Below are 20,154 nucleotides of genomic sequence, written 5' to 3'. Positions count from 1 at the left end.
TAATTTATAAAAATATACTGGTCCATAAAAACTAACTAGATAACAAAAGGAAAACTATGAAAACCATTGCTTTTTTACTGCATAATTACTTTGAGCAAGCAGAGTACGAAGATGTTAATAATCAATTAAAAGATAAAGGCTACAAAACACTTCTTATAACAACAAACGATAAAAAGGAAGTGCAAGCCATGAATCAGGATGTCGATAAAGGTGATGTTTTCACTGCTGATATCTTTGTAAGCGAATCTAATACCAATGATTATGATGCACTGGTACTACCAGGCGGTACTGTGAATGCTGATACTATTCGAGGTAATAAACAAGCTCATGAAATAATTGATGCCATCAATGACTCGAATAAACCATTGGCTGTTATTTGTCATGCTCCTTGGGTGCTGATCAACACAGGTATTGCTAAAGGTAAAACACTAACTGCCTATCCTACGCTTCAGACGGATTTAGAAAATGCTGGTGCAAAATATGTAGATAAAACAGTGCAAGTTGATAATAATCTTATTACTTCGCGTAACCCAGACGATATTCCCAACTTTGTTGATGCTATAGATAAAGCACTATCTTAGAGTCTCTGTCTCATAATTATTCAGTATCACTATATTTAAATCATTTATAACCATAACTGAGGACGATACTATGTCAAATACTAATCCAAATGATACTAAACTTGAACAACAACGTTCTGATTCAGCGGAAGCAGCGCTTGAAAGTCAGACTGAAGACAACCATAATGAAAGTAGTGAAGCAGCTGCAGATCGTATTGCAGCTAATGTAGAAAGTTCAAAAGAAGACAAGTAGGTTTCTAATATGTTACTTATAATAAAGTGATATCGATACTTTTATAGTTTGCACGCCGTGTTATTGATGAGTGCAAATACAATTAGTCCAAAAAATAATTCAGGAGCTAATATGAGTAATTCACCGAACAATATGGACGCGCAAGAAAAAGAGATTGATGAGCTATATAAAGAGCTAGATCCTCAAGATGAAGCTCCAGTTAGTTTAGCAGAGGCAACCACTGCGCCTTTAGATAATGATGCAATTGGTCGACATACGACACAAGCAGACTCACATGGTGGCAATTAGTAAGTGTTTACGCTTTTAGTATATGTTGTCATCAAAAACTGCTGTTAGTTCAGCAGTTTTTTGTTATAATCCTCCTCACATTTAAACTAGGTTTTAGATAGTGCACTGTATTTAACCCATTACTTTAGTTAAGTAGTGCTATAGCTAAATGCGGGGTAGGATTCAAAACATATTAAGTGGTTGTTATCTGAGCTTGTCGTACACTAGGTCTACTCTAGTAATGCAGGGTTGTCCTGAATGACGCACAGGTTATTTTATTTATTCTATTACTTTAAAGTTGGCTACATATCGTAGCTTGTCTTAAAGTTCTTAGCATTGCCGGAGATATTTATGCTAACTAATACTGATCGCGAACAAATCATTGCTCAATACCAACGTGGCGAAAACGACACTGGTTCTCCAGAAGTTCAAGTCGCTTTACTGAGTGCTCGTATTAACGATTTGCAGAATCACTTTAAAGCACACAAAGCAGATCATCATAGCCGCCGCGGTCTTATCCGTATGGTTAACACGCGTCGTAAACTGCTTGATTATTTAAAAGGTAAAGACCTTGGTCGTTACACTACTCTAATCAGCCAGTTAGGTCTACGTCGTTAATTTGGCGATAACAGTACGAGTGGTTGAGATATTCAGGAATACCATGATTTGGTATGACCTTAGCTTTTTTGTTAAGCCGCTTAGAAACTGTTTGCTGGTATCGATAAAATAGATTTTTCTAAAAACGGTGTGGAATAGTTTCACGCCGTTTTTTTATGCTTATTCATTTTAAAATTAGTACTCAGATAATGTAAATGATATCTACTTCCAGAGAGTGTCTAAGAGAAATGCAGGAGTAAGCTATACTAACCAAGCAGCTTAAATAGTATTTTCTGACGATAATGGCACTACCTTGTAATTAATTGGTCAATAGCTATAAATCACTGTAAAATAATGCCTTGTGAGTTTGATAGTATATCTGCTATAGATATGGCGATTTTTGATAAAATACTTATGGCTTAGTTTAGTGAGTAGCGTAAATAGCTGACACTTATCAGATCAGACCAGAACAGCCTGTAGGGTTTTTAGCATCAAAGTCTTTAGACCTAGAGTCTTTGTGATAGTATTCATGGTAAAGCTAAAATTGTACGACCGAATATATATAATAGTACGATGTCCAACTTAGACAAATATATGAGATAACCAAGTAACGTTATTGGCATTGGTTGATATGCTTTTTAATAGTAATTATGTCAGCTGATAGCCATATACACAGAATTTTAATGACAGATATCAGCTTGTTATAGCGCTGATATTATTTTGTCAGTCAACATTAGGAAGATTATATGACAATGTTCAACACTATTAAGCGTGAATTCCAATATGGCAACCAGCAGGTTGTTATTGAAACGGGTCGCGTTGCACGTCAAGCAAACTCTATCTTAGTTCATATGGGCGGCGTTACCGTCCTAGTCGCAGCAGTCGTAAAATCAGAAGCCAAAGAGGGTCAAAACTTCTTTCCGCTAACCGTAAACTACCAAGAGAAAATGTATGCAGCGGGTAAAATCCCAGGTGCTTACGGCAAACGCGAAGGTCGTGCGAGCGAATTTGAAACCCTAACCTCACGCCTGATTGACCGTCCGATTCGTCCGCTATTCCCTGAAGGTTACGTTAATGAAATCCAAATTACGGCGACCGTTGTATCATCAGATAAAACCCAGTCAGCAGATATCGCCGCACTAATCGGTGCATCAGCAGCGCTAGCTATCTCTGACGCACCATTTAATGGTCCTGTTGCGGCTGCTCGTGTTGGTTTTATTAACGGCGAATATGTACTAAACCCAACGACTGAGCAGCTCGAAACCAGTGATCTTGATTTGGTTGTAGCTGGTACTAAGTCTGCTGTATTGATGGTTGAGTCAGAAGCGGCTGAATTGTCAGAAGATCAAATGTTGGGCGCAGTACTATACGGTCATCAGCAACAGCAAATCGTTATTGATAACATTGTATCAATGGCAGAAGAAGTTGGTACTGCTAAGCAGCAATATTCTGCTCCTGAGCGTGATCAAGCGCTTACCAGTAGCATGAAAGAGCAGTTTGGCGCGCAAGTTGCTGATGCATATACGATTACTGACAAGCAAGCACGTTATACTAAGCTAGATGAAATTAAACAGTCAATTATCGATGCGCTTGCTGGTGATGCTGAGTCAGAAACTTATGCTGATACGGTATCTGAACTCAAAGAAATCTATAATGATCTTAAGTATCGTACGGTTCGTGACAATATTTTGTCAGGTAAGCCACGTATCGATGGTCGTGATCTTGAAACCGTTCGTGCGCTTGACGTACAAGTTGGTGTATTGCCATATACACATGGTTCAGCGTTGTTCACACGTGGTGAAACGCAGGCATTGGTTACTACTACATTGGGTAACAGCCGTGATGTTAATATGATTGACTCATTGGGTGGCACGATTCGTGACCATTTCATGTTGCATTACAACTTCCCGCATTTCTCAGTAGGTGAAACGGGTCGTGAAGGTATTCCAAAACGTCGTGAAATCGGTCATGGTCGTCTAGCACGCCGCGGTGTACAAGCGATGCTTCCAGATAGCGAACGCTTCCCGTACGTTATCCGTGTGGTATCAGAGATTACTGAATCAAACGGTTCATCGTCTATGGCATCTGTTTGTGGTGCAAGCTTGGCACTAATGGATGCAGGCGTACCATTAAAAGCACCAGTCGCGGGTATCGCGATGGGTCTAGTAAAAGAAGGCGAGCGTTTCGCTGTATTGTCAGATATCTTGGGTGATGAAGACCATCTTGGTGATATGGACTTTAAAGTGGCTGGTTCTAAAGATGGTATCACTGCGTTACAGATGGACATCAAAATCGAAGGTATTACCCCAGACATCATGGAGCAAGCGCTGAAACAAGCCCATGCTGGTCGTATCCATATCTTAGACGCTATGAATCAAGTATTGCCAGAGAGCCGTACTGAAATCAATGCTCATGCACCTAACTATGCGGTTATCGAAATCAATCCGGACAAAATCCGTGATGTAATCGGTAAAGGCGGCGCGATGATTCGTCAGTTAACTGAAGAAACTGGTGCAGTGATCGATATCGATGATGGTGGCACAATTCGTATCTTTGGTGAAAACAAAGCCGCAACCAAAGCCGCTATTGGCAAAATCGAAGCATTGACTGCTGAAGTTGAAGTCGGTAAGACTTATGAAGGTACGGTTGCTCGCATTGTTGACTTCGGTGCGTTCGTTAACGTCTTGCCAAACACGGACGGTCTAGTACATATCTCACAAATCGCAGAAGAGCGCGTTGAAAATGTATCAGACTACTTAAAAGAAGGTCAGGTCGTGAAAGTATTCGTTCAAGACGTTGATAACCGTGGTCGCATTAAGCTGACTATGAAAGGTATCGAACAAAACTAATCGTTAGTCATTGGTTTCGTTAGTCTTTACCAAGTAAAAAACCGCTTTGAGATACTTGTTATAAGTGCTCAAGGCGGTTTTTTTATGGCTATTATTTATGTGAATAAATAAATGACTAAAAATAAGTGGCTAGGGCGTGTCTTCATTTCAAAAATGGTGATAAAAATGAGATAAATTGCCGTCAAACAAGGAAAATAGCGCAGATAATATCAGGATATTAACCAGCTATTTGACGATGTTTGGCAAGACTCAGCCATTTTTAGCCCATTGAGATGACTATCGAGTGAATTGAAGACACGCACTAGTCTTGCACTTAGCGCTTAGGGGTGTCGTTGATAAATGCAATCAGCAGCTCAGCCAGCTTTTCACCTTGGTCCTCTTGTAGGAAGTGACCACCATTCGCAATGATTGTGTGTGCTTGACCTTGAGTACCGGGAATCAGCTTTTGCATGATTTGATCTCCACCACCAGTGACAGGATCAGAGTCGCTAAACAGCGTAATAAAAGGCTTCGTCCATTTGGTGAGCTGCCCCCAAGCCGCACGGTTATTTTCTGAAGCGGGATCATCAGGTGTGGTAGGGACTAATATGGGAAACTGCCTTGCTCCCTCTTTATAAGATTCATCAGGGAACGGTGCATTGTAAGCAGCAATGACTGCTTGTGATAGTTCGGTTGTGGTACCACTATTAATGATACTACCGACATGAAACGTCGGAGTGTCCTGTGAGAACTGCTGCCATTTTCGGAAGCTTTCTCCTGGATCGTGATCACCAGTGGGGAGCATGGTATTGCCAGCTGCTACTCGAGTAAATTTGTCTGGGTTTTCTGCCACGAGACGTAAGCCAATCAAGCCACCCCAATCTTGACAAAATAATGTGATATTCGTCAGCTCTAATTGATCAAGTACTGATTGCATCCAGTCAACATGACGCTGGTAAGTGTAGTCAGTACGGTCAGTAGGTTTGTCTGAGCGCCCAAATCCAGGGAGATCTGGCGCAATGACACGATGTCCTGCTGCTGTCAGTATTGGTATCACTTTACGATATAGATAGCACCAAGAAGGCTCGCCATGTAAGAGTAAAACTGGATCGGCATCTTTTGGACCTTCATCCAGATAATGTACACGAAGCTCGCCACCTTCACCGTCATCTACCATTGTATAGTGCGGCGCAAAGTTGTAATCGGGCAAGTTTGCAAAGCGTTCATCAGGGGTTCTAAGAACTTTCATAGGGTATCCTTATCCTTTATGATAAATAATCATGCACTCTCAGGCAGAGAATGTAGGATTCAGCATAGCATTGAAGTCATTATTAGAGTAATGTTTTTTGAATATCAAAGGCTGTACTCTGCCTTGTCATTATTTTATTTGGTCTTAGATTTCAACGCTTTTGGGTAGATGTATATCGATTCGCAGCTTGGGCAATGCTTGTAGTCGTTCAGTCAGTAATGGCAAAATATCAGTAACCCAATCTAAAGGGACTGAGTTTTCTGCATTGAGTTTGTCAGTCATATTGTCCCTTGCATTATTATATATAAGCGGACGTGCAAGGAGAGCAATCCGACGGATACCTTGGTAGCGTATCAATGGGATAAGCTGTTGCTGACAATCAGTCAATGCTTCTTCTAGCCAACGTGCGCGTGCTGGATGATAAGGGTGATCCGATATAATAAGATTGGCAATATAACTGGGTTGATTACCATTACTGCTGATACCCAGTCCTGCTTGCTCACGAGAGCGTTTGTGAAGCAGGCAACTACCGACGCTTAGATTACCATCACGGCACGCACGATAGTAACGTTGATAATTATCAGGAAATAACGTTTTAGCTCTTGTGAGTACAGGATCTAGCAGGATGCCCGCTGTATTAACGGGCAGGATAAGTAGCTGTGCGCTGCTATTTAGAATAGGGGCGTGGGTCAGTTGTAGAGTTGCCATTGCCATCACTTTTACATAGCTATGATTTTATTCTGTTGCGGTTTTAACGGTATCACCCGCCTCTAATTGTGCTAACTGTTGTTCAACCAGTGCAATCTGCTCTTCCTTCATTTCAGCCAACTGTTTGTTCATAGCCAGTTGTTCAGCGGCAAGTTTTTCTTGTTCAGTCAGACGCTTAAGCTCGTCATCTAAACGATCTATCTCTTCTTTAGCCAAGCTATCACTTTCTGGTAATGGCGCATTTAAGATGGTTTCAGGGGTAAGCACATCACCATTTAAAGAAGAAGCATCGCTACTGTCCTCTACTTCTGGAGTTTCATTACCCGAGTCACTCGCTGCACTATCGAGTGGCGTAGAAACAGGCTGCGTTGCTTCAATCTGTTTCGTGACAGGAAAAGGTTGGTTGGTATTAGACAAAGCTACTTTCCAAATCAAATAACCAATAAGTATGGTTGCCAATACTAAAACTAACAACCATTTTTTCCATGGTTTGCTAGCATTTTCTTTTAGTGATTTTGTGGGCAAAGGACGCATATTTGGATTTTTCATACTGTTGTCGATTTATGTCAGAAATGTAATTGTATATACTATAGCAAACTCAAAATAAAAAGCCTATCTATTGATAGATAGGCTTTTAGCTATTTTAACTTGACGTTGAAAATCAGCACATGTTTAGGATTTAAATTTGACGGTGCCGCTAGTGCCTGTGCTCATCGCATCGTGAATCAGCTGATCTTCGAGATGATTCTTAGCACTGATAGCGTCAGGGTCAGGGCGATGCTCTGTATGTCCACATTGTGTACATTCAATATATTCGTCAGGCTCTGGATCAACGATATTCACTTGCACCACCGCATCCATCGCCTGGCATTTTGGACAGCGAACACCTGCTAAAAAACGCCGTTTTGGCCTTGATGACTGATAACGCATTTATATGACCTCGCTAGTCATTTGGGGATTGGTCGTATCGGTATTTTTAGCCACATCAAAACCACTGTGGCGTAGCAGGGCCTCGATGCTAGCACTGCGACCACGGAAGTTTTCAAAATTAGTCTTGGCTGGGAAGCTACCGCCAACGGATAAGATAGTCTCGCGAAAAGCTTTGCCTGTGGCTGGGTTAAAAATACCTTCTTCTTCAAACTTACTAAAAGCGTCTGCAGATAGTAGCTCTGCCCATTTATAAGAGTAATAACCAGCAGCGTAACCACCTGCAAAGATGTGGCTAAAACCATTGGCAAAGCGGTTATAGTCAGGCGTTTGCATAATGGCAATATCGCTACGCACGGTATTTAAGGTTGCTAAAATACCCTCATAATCGGGCGCTGGTGTCTGTGCATGCATCAGCAGATCAAAAAGAGCAAATTCGATTTGACGTAATGTTTGCATACCGCTTTGAAAGTTTTTGGCAGCTAATAGGGCATCGAGTTTGTCTTTAGGTAGTGGTTCACCTGTTTCGACATGACTACTAATCAGCGCGATACCTTCTGCATCCCACGCCCAGTTTTCCATAAACTGGCTTGGTAGCTCGACGGCATCCCATTCGACGCCATTGACACCAGCGACATCACCGACAGTTACTTGTGTTAATAAATGATGTAGACCGTGACCGAACTCATGGAATAAGGTCAATACTTCGTTATGCGTCAATAAGCTTGGTTTGCCCGCAAGTGCAGGAGTGAAGTTACCTACCATAAAGCAAACAGGTAGCTGTTGGTGGTCTTGTTCGTCATAAGTATAACGCGACTGAAAACCACTCATCCATGCGCCGCCGCGCTTGCCGCTACGGGCAAATAGGTCAAAGTAAAAACCACCAATTAAGCGGTCGTCAGCATCAAATAGTTGATAGAAACGAACGTCATCATGCCAGCGTGACACAGATTCTTGTTTACTACTGTGTTCGTTACTGTAATTGATTTGCTCCTGTACTTTGATACCGTACAGGCGTTCTACGATAGCAAACAAGCCACTAATGACTTTCGGTAATGGGAAGTAAGGGCGAATTTCTTCTTGTGATAAGCTGAATTCGCTTTGTTTTACTTTTTCAGCGATATAAGCACTATCCCATGGTTGCAAATCATTAATATTATAATCCTTCGCATACTGTTGCAGTTGTGCTAAGTCTTGCTTAGCAGTAGGTGTCGCTTGTGTGGCCAAATCCCGTAAAAACGTCTCAACTTCCGTGACGCTATCAGCCATCTTGGTCGATAGTGATACCTCGGCATAATTATTAAAGCCGAGTAGTTTAGCTTTCTGCTCACGTAATTGTAGAATCTGACTCATAATATCAGCGTTATTGAGCGACTCACCTTTGGCATTGGTATGCTGGTCAAACTCTGAAGCACGAGTGACATAAGCCTGATATAGCGTCTCACGCAGACTGCGATCATCAGCATGGGTCATGATAGCGAGATAGATAGGTATATTTAAGCTTGCGACATAATAAGGCGTCGGTAGTTTGTCGATATCTGCTTGTGTGAGTTCACCGCTCGCAAGCTGACGAGCCTTGTACTGCTCACCTGCATCCGCTAAAAGTGCCAGACCACTCTCGGTCAAACCGGCCAATTGGCTCTCTGTCAAAGGCAGTGCAAACGCTTGTGTGGCGTCCAAAATATGATCTGAAAATGTCGCTGATAACGTGGATAGTTTACTTTGAATGGCGGCAAAGTCTTTTTGTTCAGCCTTCGGTAGAGCGACCCCCGATAGCTGAAAGCTACGCAGCGCAAGTTCGATCGCACGGGCCCGTGCAGGCTCAAGTGCCACAAAAAAATCTGTATCATTCACGATGGTTTGGTAGCGGCTAAACAATGACTGATGCTGTCCTACACGAGTGCCATACGCCGATAGTTTAGGCAGCAATTCATGATGTACATGACGGATTTCATCATTACTTGTCACGCTATTGAGATGCGATAAAACACCCCAACTGCGATCTAGAGCCAGATTGATATGATCAAAAACCATTACATCTGCCAGTGCTTGCTCAGCACTTAGATCAGTAGCATCATCATTGCTATTGTTCGGTGTGGCTATTGTATCTAGAAAGGCATTTGCATCGTCGATAGCTGCAATAACTTGCTCTTGCAAATTGTTTGGTGTGGCAGTCGCAAAATCGACAAGATGTAAATCTGCTGAAATAGGTGACATAGAATGATCCGGTATGGTGTCTTAGTGAATGAATTATTATTGGGTAAGTATGATGTTGTATAAGCCTTATATAAAAGATGGGTTCATTTGATAAAAATACAACCTAGGTACTCAACATACAGATTGCAAAGAAGTGATACCACCAAAATGAGGTCGTCTATTAATTTTTTATTATGTTAAGAATAACTCTACTTACAAAGGAACATCATTTGTTTGCAAGTTGGCTCTGTCGATAGCAGGTTTTTGTTGTTAGTATCAAATGAGTTATATAAGAAATGTAGATGTAATATATTTAGATATCAATATGTTAAGTACTTATATGATGTTGAATACCTATATAAAATAACATTTTTTAAAAGCACTTTTTAAAAGCATGTACTGTTAAATATGCACTACTATAAAAACGCAATAGCGATAAGATTGTCGAAAAGGAAGTGACGTACGGCTATTGGTAATTATTAACTGGTACATGAACCATTGATAAGGTTAAACGTAAGTCATAACAAAACAAGGAGCAATATATGAAAGCAACTCTCAAAAGTCTGCGTGATAGTAATGCCAACCCAGCAGTCAGTATCTTTGTAAAGACTCATCGTGAGCATCCCGCTAATGAAAAAGATTCGATTGCCCTAAAAAACCAATTAAAAATAGTCGAAGAGCGTCTAACGAATGAGTACGATAAGCATACTGCGACCTCGATTTTAGACAACATTTATACAAAAACCAAAGAGCTGAATCATAATCACAATCTCGATACTTTGGCTATCTTTGCTAGTACTGACGATGTGCAAGTGATCCGTATGCCTATCGATACGACTGAGCGCGTTATGATTTCACATCGTTTCGCGACTCGCGACTTGGTACGTGATATGGCAAGTGCCGTTCACTATTATGCAGTGGTGTTGACCCGTGAGGGTGCGCGTTTGATTGAAGCGTCCAATGATCGCGTCGTCAGAGAATTCGATAAAGAAGATGACGCACAAAGCAATATGGAGAATATTCGCTTCCCTGTTGAAAATAATGGCTTGTATACCACTGGAGATGGTGGAACAGATCGCTCATCAAATAACGAAAGCAGTTATCTAAAAGAGTTTTTTAACCAAGTAGATAAGAGTGTGCAAGAGCTGTGGGGCGAGCACAAAATGCCGCTCGTGGTAGTCGGCGATGCCAAAAATATTGGCTACTATAAAGAAGTATGCGACCGTCCAGACAACATCATTGCGACGGTATCAAATGCGACTAAGTTAGAAGATGGTAGTGCTCAGCATATTATCGACAGTGTGCAAGAGGCAGTAGAAAACTATCGACAGTCGCTACATCAGGCAGCCATGGGAGAGATTGACAAAGCTCGCGGTGCCAATATGTTGCAGACAGACTTACAAGAGGTCTATCGCAGCGCATTTCAAGGTGTGGGTGAGACACTTTACGTCCGCCGTGGTTATATACAATCCGCTAAGATCGATGAAAACGCGCAGACATTGAGTATCACAGACGATGCTACCGCCGAAGGTATCACGGACGATGCAGTGGGTGAAATCATTGAGCATGTCATTCATAATGGTGGTAAGGCTGTATTTTTACCAGAAGCTATTATGGGTAAAGATCAGCCAATTGCATTGGTGACTCGTTACTAATTTGCTAGGGTATGTTTTAAAACTAACTATGATTAATAGCGGTGTTCGAATTAGCCATTGATGGCATATAGGTATAGTATGGGAGCATTGGTTCAATAAGAATCAATGCTTTTTTACATTGATGCGTGTTTGATTCAACATACTTTTAAGATATTCCTCTTAACTTATACATTAGGCACTTATTATGATGAACCAGCGTACAAGCAAGGCTATCAAAGTACTAAGCGTCACACTAATGCTCGCGCTTAGCTCTAGCTATAGTTATAGTGCTTCCAATATTAATACTATCTCTATAAATCATTTGGCGTGGAGTCAGTTACCTGCTACTGTGCAAAAATATTACCAAACAAGCTCCACGCTGAATAAATTGAAGCTGAATAATAAGGATATTGTGGCTATTAGTTCATGGGTCGATGCTACAGGTACCAATTATCTGGTTCAGTTACAGCGTCTTGATTACGCTGCCACTTTTGACAGTCCCGCAGGAGAAGTAATCAGTCATTTGTACAACGTAGATCAAGCAACACGTCGAGTATGGCAAATATATGACTATGTACCCTGCGATTTAGATGTGATTGCCCGTTATACTAAGGAAACTGCCGTAGTGACTGACATTAATAATAACGGTGTGGCTGAGGTGAGCGTTCCTTATTATATCGGTTGTCGCGGTGATGTCAGTTACGACGAAATGAAAATCATCATGTATGAAGGTAAACAAAAATTTGCTATCCGTGGTAACTCGGCAATATGTGATTCCAAAACAGGGCTACCTGTTGATAATACTGGCTACTACGGTGGCGATTATAAAATTGATGAGCAGTTATTGCAGCGAGCAGCGTTATCAGCGTCTCAAAAAACAGTATTTAGGGAGCATTTGAAATCAGGGTGGCGAGATAATCAATGTTCCATTTATTTTAAGTATGATGACTAAATCTATGACAACCACAAACTCTTTTATTTTAACCAGCTATAACATTCATAAAGGCATGTCGCCATTAAACCGCCAAGTCAAAATGCAAGGCATCGCCCAAGCTCTGGATATCGTGGGTTCTGACGTGTTGTGTCTGCAAGAAGTGCAAGGTCAGAACCTCAAGCGCAATCTACAATACAATGAATATCCGGATCAGTCCCAACATGAGTGGTTCGGTGAGTATCTGCAGCTGCAAAACAGCTATGGCAAAAACTGCGAATATGAAAATGGCCATCATGGGAATGCAGTATTGAGCCGTTTTCCCTTAGATCCAAAACACAATGTCAATATCACCGTCAATAAGCTTGAGCAGCGTGGCGTGTTGCATTGTGAAGTACAGCCAATAGGTTGGGAGAGGCCAGTGGTTGTGTTGTGTGCGCATTTGAATTTATTTGAGCGCGATCGTATTAAGCAGTACGAGGCCATTGCTAATTATATATGTCATGAGATTGCTGACGATCAGCCCTTGATTTTGGCGGGTGACTTTAACGACTGGAAAAAAATGTCCTGTGATAAACTGGCGCATGATTTGGGTATGACAGAAGCTTTCAAACACTGTCATGGCAAACTGTTACCAACCTTCCCAGCCAAGTTGCCAGTACTAAGCTTAGATCGCATTTATGTACGTAATCTAAGAATAAAAGATGCTTGGGTGCATACAGGAAAACCATGGTCGACGCTGTCGGATCATCTGCCAATCAGTGCGGAGTTGGCGCTATTGTAAAATATAGTCAAATCCATATAAATCCGCTACATCTTCATCCTCGCTGTCCATATTAGGGTTTGTTGAATGTTCAATAGACCCTAATATATCGCTGTATTTGTTTTATAGTAAACTGACTACAGAACAAAGCGTCAAATAAAATAAAACTCATCAAAAAATTGGGGTAACAAAGCACCCGATAACATATAAGGATATATAACGATGTCTAATAGCCAACGACCAAACGCTCAACATGCTGTGCTGATCAATGAGTTTGGTGCGCCTGAAGTGATGCAATATCAAGATGGTGTAGCGATGCCAGAATTGGCTGACGATCAAGTATTGGTGAAAATTGCTTATGCAGGTATTAACCCTGTCGACTACAAGACACGCCAAGGTAAAGGCTGGGGCGCGGCAGCTATCCAAAAAGATAAGTTCGATAACCATGAGTCTGCAATACTGGGCTTCGATGTGTCAGGCATTGTGGTTGATAGCAATAGCGAGCATTTCAGTACTGGTGATCAAGTTGCTGCTCTGACCTTCAGTGGCGGTGGTTATGCTGAGTATGTGGCAGTCGATGCTACTCTGCTAGCAAAAGTACCAGAACCAGTGACACTAGAGCAAGCAGGTGCATTGCCTTGTATCGGACAAACGGCGATACAGTTTGTAGAGTTTGCTAATATTAAAGACGGTGAGCATGTGGTGATCAATGCACCAGCCGGTGGTGTCGGTCATTTATTGATTCAGTTATTAATGGGTAAAGTGGCTAACAATAATATCAAGGTAACCGTTATTTGCTCACCAGAAAAATATGCCAAGCTGGATGAATTAATAGAAATATCTAAGCTGGCAGGTTGGATCGATTATACCAAAGACGATGCTTTTCCTGAGCTGAAGGCGGATGTGCTGCTAGATTTGGTTGGCGGTGATGCAGGCATACGAGCGCTTGATGTTGTGAAGTCTGAAGGTAGTGTTTATGTGTTACCAACGATTTGGGTCGACAAACTCAAAGAAGCGGGTAGTCAAAAAAATCTGAAAGTTGCAGGTTATAAATCGCAGCGTAATGGTGAAGATATGGCTAGAGTGCTACAACTGGTGGCAGATGGTGCGCTGTCGTTACGTATTCAGCAAGTTTATCCATTATCAGAGGTGGTGGCGGCGCATCATGAGCTACAAAAAGGCAATGCGTTTGGCAAGATTGTTTTAAAAGCAAGCTAAGACACGCTCTAGACTATATTGAATCTAAGGCGAATTGAATCTAAGGCGAATTGAATCTAAAGCGACAGTATTTGTCGAAACGTTAGGCTAATACGCCCTGTTGAGACCGCTTTAGTTTTGGTAATGGTATGTTTCCAATACTTTTGAGTATCACCATGCATGACAATTAACTGACCTGACTCAAGATGAAGCTCAACTTTGTCTTGAGTTTCTTTGTGTTTCAAAACAAATTTTCGTGTGGCACCAAGCGATAGAGATGCGATGATTGGCTGAGCACCCAGCTCTTTTTCATCATCGGCATGATAGCCCATACCATCATTACCAGAAGGATAATAGTTAAGCAGGCAGCAATTAAAATCAACGTTGATACCAATATTTGATAGTTGCTGTTCAACGTATTGTTTCATGTGAAACACAGTGGCGGACCATGCAATAGCCTGATGTGATTGTCCAGAGTATTGATAAGTGGTATTACTTTCGCCCATCCAAACGATTTGACGAGTGGTGATGTGGGTCTTTCCAAACAGTGTCACGACATCAGACTGCCACGGTAGCTCAGTCAATAAAGCCTGATACACCTCATCGGTATTTTCGATAACCATGCCTAAGTCATTTACCTTGCCATCATAAGGCAGTAGGTTGTCAGTCGGTGCAGGAGAAAAAAGATCAGGCATGTACCAGCTTATTTGTTGATTTGATAATAATCATGGATAATCTGAGCGCATAGGTCAGGTGCTTCCATCGGTAATAAGTGTCCGTATTCTAGTAGAGAAACGATGCGGCTGTCAGGTACAAACTTGCGCCATTGTTTACGCACTTTATCATTGATAAATAAGGTTGGCTTGCCAGTAATGAGGGTATAAGGGCATTTAAGTTGTTTGAGTGCGCTATCAATATAAGGCGCGCCAAAATAGTTGGCAAGCTCTTGCTCTGGCGCAAATATTAGTATGTAAGTACCATCAGTATTCTTGACCAAGCTTTGCTCGGCAAACACTCGCAAGTGTGTGTCGCTAATACGCCTATAAGCAGGCTGTGCGCGCAAGTATTCATAATAATCTTCGATGCTTGACCAAATAGCTTGCTTGGTCAGTGTGCTTTTAAAAGGCTCGCGATTGAGCAGAACCTTACGTGGCAATAGGTTATATAGCCGAGCTTGTCTTTTGGTAAATGTCACAGGCTCTATTAAATATAACTGTGAAAACAGATCTGGGCGCATGGCTGCGGCGATGGCAGTGGCAGTTGCACCCTGTGAATGGCCTATACCTACCACTGGTTTGTTTTGTGTTTTTTCTAAAAATTCAATCAGCATTTCGGCATCTTGTTCGCGTGTCAGGCGACGGCGTTGCGGCTTGTCATACCAGTAGCCACGTAGGGCGAGTGAGCTGATATCAAAGTTAGTTGATAGTGCCTGTAATAAAGGTTTGTAGGTGCCAACGGTAAAACTATTACCACCATAAAAATGCGCGGGCACACGTGAGGCAGCGTTTGACTGTATCGAGGAATTAAGTTGGCTCAGGTTGTAGTAGCGTGCTTGTTTGCCGCTGATATTAATACGGTGTGTAAATGCTTCCATAAGATAAACACTTCCTTGTGTGTCGTTTTTAAACAGAGTAAACGGTTTTTTCTTAGCTGTCTTCACCTAAGAAGCCACCACTTTGACGATGCCATAGTCGTGCATAGACGCCTTGCCGCGCCAATAGCTCATCATGGCTACCTTGCTCAATAATTTTACCTTTGTCCATGACCACCAATCTATCGAGAGCAGCAATGGTAGAGAGACGATGAGCAATCGCGATGACCGTTTTACCTGTCATAATGTCATTCAGACTTTCGGTAATCGCAAATTCAATCTCAGAATCAAGGGCGCTGGTTGCTTCATCTAACAGTAATATCGGTGCGTTTTTTAGCATAACACGTGAAATGGCGATACGCTGACGCTGACCACCAGAAAGTTTGACGCCACGTTCACCCACTTGAGTGTTCAGACCAGTATTGCCTTTATCATCATATAAGTCTTTAATAAAATCCCATGCTTGGGCTTGCTTGGCAGCCGTAATAATTTCGTCATCGCTAGCATCAGGACGACCGTAAGCAATGTTTTCACGTACAGTACGGTGCAATAAGGATGTGTCTTGGGTGACCATACCGATTTGTTGGCGTAAGGACTCTTGGGTAACGGCATCAACGGCTTGCCCGTCGATAAGGATTTTACCGCTATCAACATCAAAGAAGCGTAATAATAAATTAACCAAGGTTGATTTACCTGCTCCTGAGCGCCCAACCAAGCCTATTTTTTCACCTGGCTCGATATCTAGGTAGAAATCATCAAGAAGCTTCACGGTCGAGGTTGTCGTCTCTTTTACTTCGCCTAAATTATGAGCGTCAGCAGTGTCACCATTGGTCTCGCTTTCATAACCAAAATCCACATGGTCAAAGACAATCTGACCCTTGGTAACGTTTAAGTCAGGCGCATTAGGCTGGTCTATAATGGTTTGTGGTGCTGATAATGTGCGCATACCATCCTGTACCGTACCGATACTTTCAAACAAACTGGCCGTTTGCCACATAATCCATCGCGTCAGACCGTTTAAGCGCAGTGCCATCGCTGTTGCAGCGGCAATGGCACCCACACCGACCGCACCGTGTTGCCATAAATATAGGCCAATACCAACTGTGCTACTGACTAAAATAACACTGATCAGATGAGTCGAGACTTCTAGATAGCTGACCCAGCGCATCTGTGCATGGACAGTACCCAAAAACTGCCCCATGGCGTTCTTGGCATAGCCTAGCTCACGGCGTGAGTGGCTAAATAGTTTGACGGTCATGATATTGGCATAAGCATCGGTAATGCGGCCAACCATCAACGCACGAGCATCTGCTTGTACGATGGCGGTGTTTTTTAACTTCGGAATAAAGTACCAAATACTGAGGGCAACCAAGATGAGCCAAATAATAAAAGGAATCAATAGTAACTTGTCTAAGTTAAATAAAATAACGCCTGAGGTGATAAAGTAGACAGAGACATACATGAACATGTCGGTGACCGTCATGACGGTATCACGCACAGCCAATGCCGTTTGCATCACTTTTGCTGAGACACGTCCTGAAAACTCATCTTGATAAAACTGCATCGACTGCCCAAGCATGCGCTGATGAAAACGCCAGCGCATTTGCATGGGGAAGACGCCTTGCAAAGTCTGAAAATGAACAAACGATGATAAGGCAATCCATATTGGACTCAGTATCATGACCGCCAGCATCAAGAGTAGCATGTCGCCTTTTTCTACCCATAGCGTCTGCGGTGTATAAATACCGAGCCAATCGACGATATTGCCAATCCAAGCAAACAGCATGGCTTCATAGATGCCAATACCTGCTGACAAAATCATAAATAGTACTAGCCAGCCACGTAAGCCATTGGTACATACCCACAAAAACTTGAGCATGCCATCACGAGGTGAGGGTAGTGGCATTGGGGTGTCAGGAAAGGCGGGTAGACGGTTTTCAAAAAAACGAAATAGAGCATTCATAGGCAGTCATAAAACATCGATAGCAGTACGCCAAAATTAACGACGTCACTCGTTACTTTGAATCTTTACTTTTGTTATTAGGATTGCTCGCTATTTTAGCAAAATTCGCCATTAGAGCTGCATGCGAATTGTAATTTGAACGAGGCAGTCCAACTTGTATTCAGCGAGATAAAAGCTAATAAATAGATTGCTGCTATGGAAATATTTTGTTACATTCTACTGATTTAAATTCGTTCAGTGGTTTATCTTGTCTACTTAACGATTTATTTTCAAGGTGACTTAGGGCGTGTCATCAATGTGCTAATTGATGACACGCCCTAACAAAAACGTATTAACAACAATCATGCAAAGATGGCTGTCTAAAAAGGTAAACGTTCATGATGTATTTAACGATAGCGGTGCTCTGTAGTGTTGCTGTGTCGGTGTTATTAAAAATATTACGGCAAAAAAACATAGACATACGCCAGACTATCGTTGCGGGTTATCCTGTGGCGTCACTATTGACTTGGTTTTTGCTAAAACCAGAGGTAGGCGGGTTAGCTAAATTTGGTAGCGCGTGGGGCATTATTGTTGCTCTTGGTATCATGCTACCAGCCGTATTCATTATCCTTGGGCGTGCTATTGAATCAGTCGGTATGGTTGCAACTGATGCCGCTCAGCGTCTATCGCTCATTATTCCTATCACAGCTTCTTTTCTGTTGTTTGGTGAGATGATTACTGGTACGCATGTGTTTGGATTACTGTTAGGGTTTTTGGCATTAGCAGCATTGGTCTATCGTCCACAATATGCTGATATTAGTCAACAAGCCAAGCGCACGCCATTATGGTTATTTGGGGTGTGGGCAGGCTATGGTCTTATTGATATCTTGTTTAAACAGGTCGCCAAACAAGGCACAGCCTTTGCACTCACGTTGTTTGTCAGTTTTGGCTTGGCTGGGTTACTGCTATTTATCTATTTGCTTATCACCCGTGTGCGCTGGCAAGGAAATGCGCTTGCAGCAGGACTGCTATTAGGTACACTAAATATGGGCAATATTTATGCTTATGTACGGGCCCATCAAGTAATGCATGACTCTCCTAGTACCGTCTTTACGGCTATGAATGTTGGTGTTATTGCGGTAGCGACTTTGATTGGTGTTGGCATATTTAAGGAACATCTCAATCGTATTAATATATTGGGCTTGTTCTTAGCGGTTTGCTGTGTGGTCTTACTGTTTTTAGCTTAACCGTTTTAGCTTAACCGTTTTAGCTTAACCGTTTTAGCTTAACAATTTTAGCCTAAAGGCTTGAATGTGGTCATGATTTTACGAAGGTTTTAACTGAGAAAATATAGGCAGACAGACTGTCCTATGATAAGGTTAGCTACGATACATAAGTCTGGCAAAAAGCATTTGTTTAACAGTGCCTAACTTCAATAAATAACTTCAATAAATAAGAACAGGATGCACACTCAATGGAATACGACAAGCAATTACAACGTATAAAAAACAGCTCAGGTTTCATCGCAGCGCTGGATCAAAGTGGCGGCAGCACACCAAAGGCGTTAGAAAATTATGGTGTCACTGGTGCAGACTACAGTGACGACTCGGCTATGTTTGATTTGGTACATGAGATGCGTGCTCGTATCATCACTTGTGATTCATTTGATAATGAGCGTGTCCTTGGCGCAATCTTATTCGAAGATACCATGGATCGTAAAATTAATAGCAAGCCGACGGCAAACTATTTATGGGAAGATAAAAACATCGTACCATTTTTAAAAGTAGATAAAGGACTGGCTGAGCAAATGAATGGCGTACAAGTCATGCGCCCGATGCCAGACCTAGATGTATTATTAGACAAGGCAAAAAACTATCCTGTGTTCGGTACCAAAATGCGCTCAGTCGTCTATGAGCCAAACGTCGATGGTATCGAGCTGGTGGTACAGCAGCAATTTGATGTCGCAAAGCAGATTCTCTCAAAAGATTTGATGCCTATCGTCGAGCCAGAAGTGGATATCAATGGTGCACAAAAGCATGAATGCGAAGTTATATTGAAAGCCAGTATTCTACAAAATCTGGATCGTTTGAATGACGAGCAGCAGGTCATGCTAAAGCTAACATTGCCTGAAGATGCAGGATTTTACCAAGAGCTGATTGATCACCCAAAAGTGTTAAAAGTCGTGGCCTTGTCAGGTGGTTATAGCCGTAGCGATGCCTGTGCTAAGCTGAAGCAAAACCCAGGTATGATAGCGAGCTTCTCGCGAGCTTTTACTGAAGGTTTGAGTAAGCAGCAAAGTGATGAAGCATTTTCTGCAACTATCAATAATTCGATCGAAGAGATCTATGAGGCGTCGAAGGTTTAAAGTTAAATATTGAAATCGAATTCGCAATCCCAGTAAATACTATGTTTACTGGGATTTTTGGTGGTGTTCTAAAAAGTATGCTGGCATCAGACATAGCCATAATTGACATAGAAGAATACCAAATCAAACACCTTAAAGTGGTTATA

General features: G+C 42.0%; 19 protein-coding genes. 11 read left to right on the top strand and 8 right to left on the bottom strand.

Going from position 1 to position 20,154, the window contains the following annotated elements:
• The first annotated feature begins 56 nt into the window (after positions 1-56).
• The 5 genes from ACT3RN_RS08750 to pnp all read left to right on the top strand — a co-directional run bounded on the left by ACT3RN_RS08750 (position 57) and on the right by pnp (position 4,526).
• Positions 57-581 carry a type 1 glutamine amidotransferase domain-containing protein gene (locus ACT3RN_RS08750; protein WP_192518343.1) on the top strand — a complete coding sequence of 175 codons (525 nt, stop codon included), beginning with the start codon at positions 57-59 and terminating at the stop codon, positions 579-581.
• A 70-nt stretch (positions 582-651) separates the two neighbouring features.
• Positions 652-813, top strand: a complete 162-nt coding sequence (locus ACT3RN_RS08745; protein WP_444518569.1) for a hypothetical protein — start codon at positions 652-654, stop codon at positions 811-813.
• A gap of 111 nt (positions 814-924) precedes the next feature.
• The gene (locus ACT3RN_RS08740) at positions 925-1,101 is read left to right on the top strand and encodes a hypothetical protein (RefSeq protein WP_192518341.1); all 177 of its coding nucleotides are present in this window, start codon (positions 925-927) and stop codon (positions 1,099-1,101) included.
• A 330-nt stretch (positions 1,102-1,431) separates the two neighbouring features.
• The gene (gene rpsO / locus ACT3RN_RS08735; protein ID WP_045443035.1) at positions 1,432-1,698 is read left to right on the top strand and encodes a 30S ribosomal protein S15; all 267 of its coding nucleotides are present in this window, start codon (positions 1,432-1,434) and stop codon (positions 1,696-1,698) included.
• A gap of 725 nt (positions 1,699-2,423) precedes the next feature.
• Positions 2,424-4,526: a polyribonucleotide nucleotidyltransferase gene (gene pnp / locus ACT3RN_RS08730; RefSeq protein ID WP_192518340.1), complete on the top strand. Its 2,103-nt coding sequence runs from the start codon at positions 2,424-2,426 to the stop codon at positions 4,524-4,526.
• 313 nt (positions 4,527-4,839) lie between these two features.
• On the opposite strand, the gene ACT3RN_RS08725 is transcribed toward pnp, so the two are convergent.
• The 5 genes from ACT3RN_RS08725 to ACT3RN_RS08705 form a co-directional block, all read right to left on the bottom strand.
• Positions 4,840-5,754, bottom strand: a complete 915-nt coding sequence (locus ACT3RN_RS08725) for a haloalkane dehalogenase (RefSeq protein ID WP_192518339.1) — start codon at positions 5,752-5,754, stop codon at positions 4,840-4,842.
• A 144-nt stretch (positions 5,755-5,898) separates the two neighbouring features.
• A complete protein-coding gene (locus ACT3RN_RS08720) occupies positions 5,899-6,462 on the bottom strand; it encodes a hypothetical protein (RefSeq protein ID WP_192518338.1) in 564 nt (187 codons plus the stop codon).
• Between the two features lie 27 nt (positions 6,463-6,489).
• Positions 6,490-7,011 (bottom strand): hypothetical protein, encoded by a 522-nt coding sequence (locus ACT3RN_RS08715; RefSeq protein ID WP_442063128.1) that lies wholly within the window; start codon positions 7,009-7,011, stop codon positions 6,490-6,492.
• 123 nt (positions 7,012-7,134) lie between these two features.
• Complete coding sequence (locus ACT3RN_RS08710) at positions 7,135-7,392, bottom strand: YheV family putative zinc ribbon protein (RefSeq protein ID WP_192992526.1); 258 nt, start codon at positions 7,390-7,392, stop codon at positions 7,135-7,137.
• On the bottom strand, positions 7,393-9,606 hold the full coding sequence (locus ACT3RN_RS08705; protein WP_442063126.1) for a M3 family metallopeptidase: 2,214 nt from the start codon (positions 9,604-9,606) through the stop codon (positions 7,393-7,395). It abuts the gene before it with no gap.
• Between the two features lie 521 nt (positions 9,607-10,127).
• Between ACT3RN_RS08705 and ACT3RN_RS08700 the strand changes: the two genes are divergently transcribed.
• From ACT3RN_RS08700 to ACT3RN_RS08685, 4 genes are all read left to right on the top strand, one after another.
• On the top strand, positions 10,128-11,240 hold the full coding sequence (locus tag ACT3RN_RS08700; RefSeq protein WP_442063124.1) for an AOC03_06830 family ribosome hibernation factor: 1,113 nt from the start codon (positions 10,128-10,130) through the stop codon (positions 11,238-11,240).
• A 184-nt stretch (positions 11,241-11,424) separates the two neighbouring features.
• The gene (locus ACT3RN_RS08695) at positions 11,425-12,171 is read left to right on the top strand and encodes a M949_RS01915 family surface polysaccharide biosynthesis protein (RefSeq protein WP_442063122.1); all 747 of its coding nucleotides are present in this window, start codon (positions 11,425-11,427) and stop codon (positions 12,169-12,171) included.
• Between the two features lie 4 nt (positions 12,172-12,175).
• Complete coding sequence (locus ACT3RN_RS08690; protein ID WP_442063120.1) at positions 12,176-12,934, top strand: endonuclease/exonuclease/phosphatase family protein; 759 nt, start codon at positions 12,176-12,178, stop codon at positions 12,932-12,934.
• Positions 12,935-13,135: 201 nt separating this feature from the next.
• Positions 13,136-14,131: an NADP-dependent oxidoreductase gene (locus tag ACT3RN_RS08685; RefSeq protein WP_444518568.1), complete on the top strand. Its 996-nt coding sequence runs from the start codon at positions 13,136-13,138 to the stop codon at positions 14,129-14,131.
• Positions 14,132-14,187: 56 nt separating this feature from the next.
• On the opposite strand, the gene ACT3RN_RS08680 is transcribed toward ACT3RN_RS08685, so the two are convergent.
• The 3 genes from ACT3RN_RS08680 to ACT3RN_RS08670 are packed head-to-tail and all read right to left on the bottom strand — an operon-like array spanning position 14,188 to position 17,664.
• Positions 14,188-14,805: an alpha-ketoglutarate-dependent dioxygenase AlkB family protein gene (locus tag ACT3RN_RS08680; protein ID WP_444518567.1), complete on the bottom strand. Its 618-nt coding sequence runs from the start codon at positions 14,803-14,805 to the stop codon at positions 14,188-14,190.
• An 8-nt stretch (positions 14,806-14,813) separates the two neighbouring features.
• Entirely contained in the window at positions 14,814-15,704 is an 891-nt protein-coding gene (locus tag ACT3RN_RS08675) for an alpha/beta fold hydrolase (RefSeq protein ID WP_192518329.1), read from the bottom strand.
• A 52-nt stretch (positions 15,705-15,756) separates the two neighbouring features.
• Positions 15,757-17,664 carry an ABC transporter ATP-binding protein gene (locus ACT3RN_RS08670; RefSeq protein WP_442072868.1) on the bottom strand — a complete coding sequence of 636 codons (1,908 nt, stop codon included), beginning with the start codon at positions 17,662-17,664 and terminating at the stop codon, positions 15,757-15,759.
• Between the two features lie 377 nt (positions 17,665-18,041).
• Between ACT3RN_RS08670 and ACT3RN_RS08665 the strand changes: the two genes are divergently transcribed.
• The gene (locus ACT3RN_RS08665; RefSeq protein WP_192518327.1) at positions 18,042-18,890 is read left to right on the top strand and encodes an EamA family transporter; all 849 of its coding nucleotides are present in this window, start codon (positions 18,042-18,044) and stop codon (positions 18,888-18,890) included.
• A gap of 227 nt (positions 18,891-19,117) precedes the next feature.
• On the top strand, positions 19,118-20,008 hold the full coding sequence (locus ACT3RN_RS08660; RefSeq protein ID WP_444518566.1) for a fructose bisphosphate aldolase: 891 nt from the start codon (positions 19,118-19,120) through the stop codon (positions 20,006-20,008).
• The last annotated feature ends 146 nt before the right edge of the window (positions 20,009-20,154 follow it).

This window comes from Psychrobacter sp. AOP5-GZ1-6, from assembly GCF_052376345.1.
GTDB lineage: Bacteria > Pseudomonadota > Gammaproteobacteria > Pseudomonadales > Moraxellaceae > Psychrobacter.
The sequence above is the reverse complement of the archived record's forward strand: the minus strand, read 5'-3'. Positions and strand labels throughout refer to the sequence as shown.

Bases quoted from the DNA above. Each gene is read 5' to 3' on its own strand.
- ACT3RN_RS08750 (WP_192518343.1), top strand. From the start codon at position 57: ATGAAAACCATTGCTTTTTTACTGCATAATTACTTTGAGCAAGCAGAG.
- ACT3RN_RS08745 (WP_444518569.1), top strand. From the start codon at position 652: ATGTCAAATACTAATCCAAATGATACTAAACTTGAACAACAACGTTCT.
- ACT3RN_RS08740 (WP_192518341.1), top strand. From the start codon at position 925: ATGAGTAATTCACCGAACAATATGGACGCGCAAGAAAAAGAGATTGAT.
- rpsO (WP_045443035.1), top strand. From the start codon at position 1,432: ATGCTAACTAATACTGATCGCGAACAAATCATTGCTCAATACCAACGT.
- pnp (WP_192518340.1), top strand. From the start codon at position 2,424: ATGACAATGTTCAACACTATTAAGCGTGAATTCCAATATGGCAACCAG.
- ACT3RN_RS08725 (WP_192518339.1), bottom strand. From the start codon at position 5,754: ATGAAAGTTCTTAGAACCCCTGATGAACGCTTTGCAAACTTGCCCGAT.
- ACT3RN_RS08720 (WP_192518338.1), bottom strand. From the start codon at position 6,462: ATGGCAACTCTACAACTGACCCACGCCCCTATTCTAAATAGCAGCGCA.
- ACT3RN_RS08715 (WP_442063128.1), bottom strand. From the start codon at position 7,011: ATGAAAAATCCAAATATGCGTCCTTTGCCCACAAAATCACTAAAAGAA.
- ACT3RN_RS08710 (WP_192992526.1), bottom strand. From the start codon at position 7,392: ATGCGTTATCAGTCATCAAGGCCAAAACGGCGTTTTTTAGCAGGTGTT.
- ACT3RN_RS08705 (WP_442063126.1), bottom strand. From the start codon at position 9,606: ATGTCACCTATTTCAGCAGATTTACATCTTGTCGATTTTGCGACTGCC.
- ACT3RN_RS08700 (WP_442063124.1), top strand. From the start codon at position 10,128: ATGAAAGCAACTCTCAAAAGTCTGCGTGATAGTAATGCCAACCCAGCA.
- ACT3RN_RS08695 (WP_442063122.1), top strand. From the start codon at position 11,425: ATGATGAACCAGCGTACAAGCAAGGCTATCAAAGTACTAAGCGTCACA.
- ACT3RN_RS08690 (WP_442063120.1), top strand. From the start codon at position 12,176: ATGACAACCACAAACTCTTTTATTTTAACCAGCTATAACATTCATAAA.
- ACT3RN_RS08685 (WP_444518568.1), top strand. From the start codon at position 13,136: ATGTCTAATAGCCAACGACCAAACGCTCAACATGCTGTGCTGATCAAT.
- ACT3RN_RS08680 (WP_444518567.1), bottom strand. From the start codon at position 14,805: ATGCCTGATCTTTTTTCTCCTGCACCGACTGACAACCTACTGCCTTAT.
- ACT3RN_RS08675 (WP_192518329.1), bottom strand. From the start codon at position 15,704: ATGGAAGCATTTACACACCGTATTAATATCAGCGGCAAACAAGCACGC.
- ACT3RN_RS08670 (WP_442072868.1), bottom strand. From the start codon at position 17,664: ATGAATGCTCTATTTCGTTTTTTTGAAAACCGTCTACCCGCCTTTCCT.
- ACT3RN_RS08665 (WP_192518327.1), top strand. From the start codon at position 18,042: ATGATGTATTTAACGATAGCGGTGCTCTGTAGTGTTGCTGTGTCGGTG.
- ACT3RN_RS08660 (WP_444518566.1), top strand. From the start codon at position 19,118: ATGGAATACGACAAGCAATTACAACGTATAAAAAACAGCTCAGGTTTC.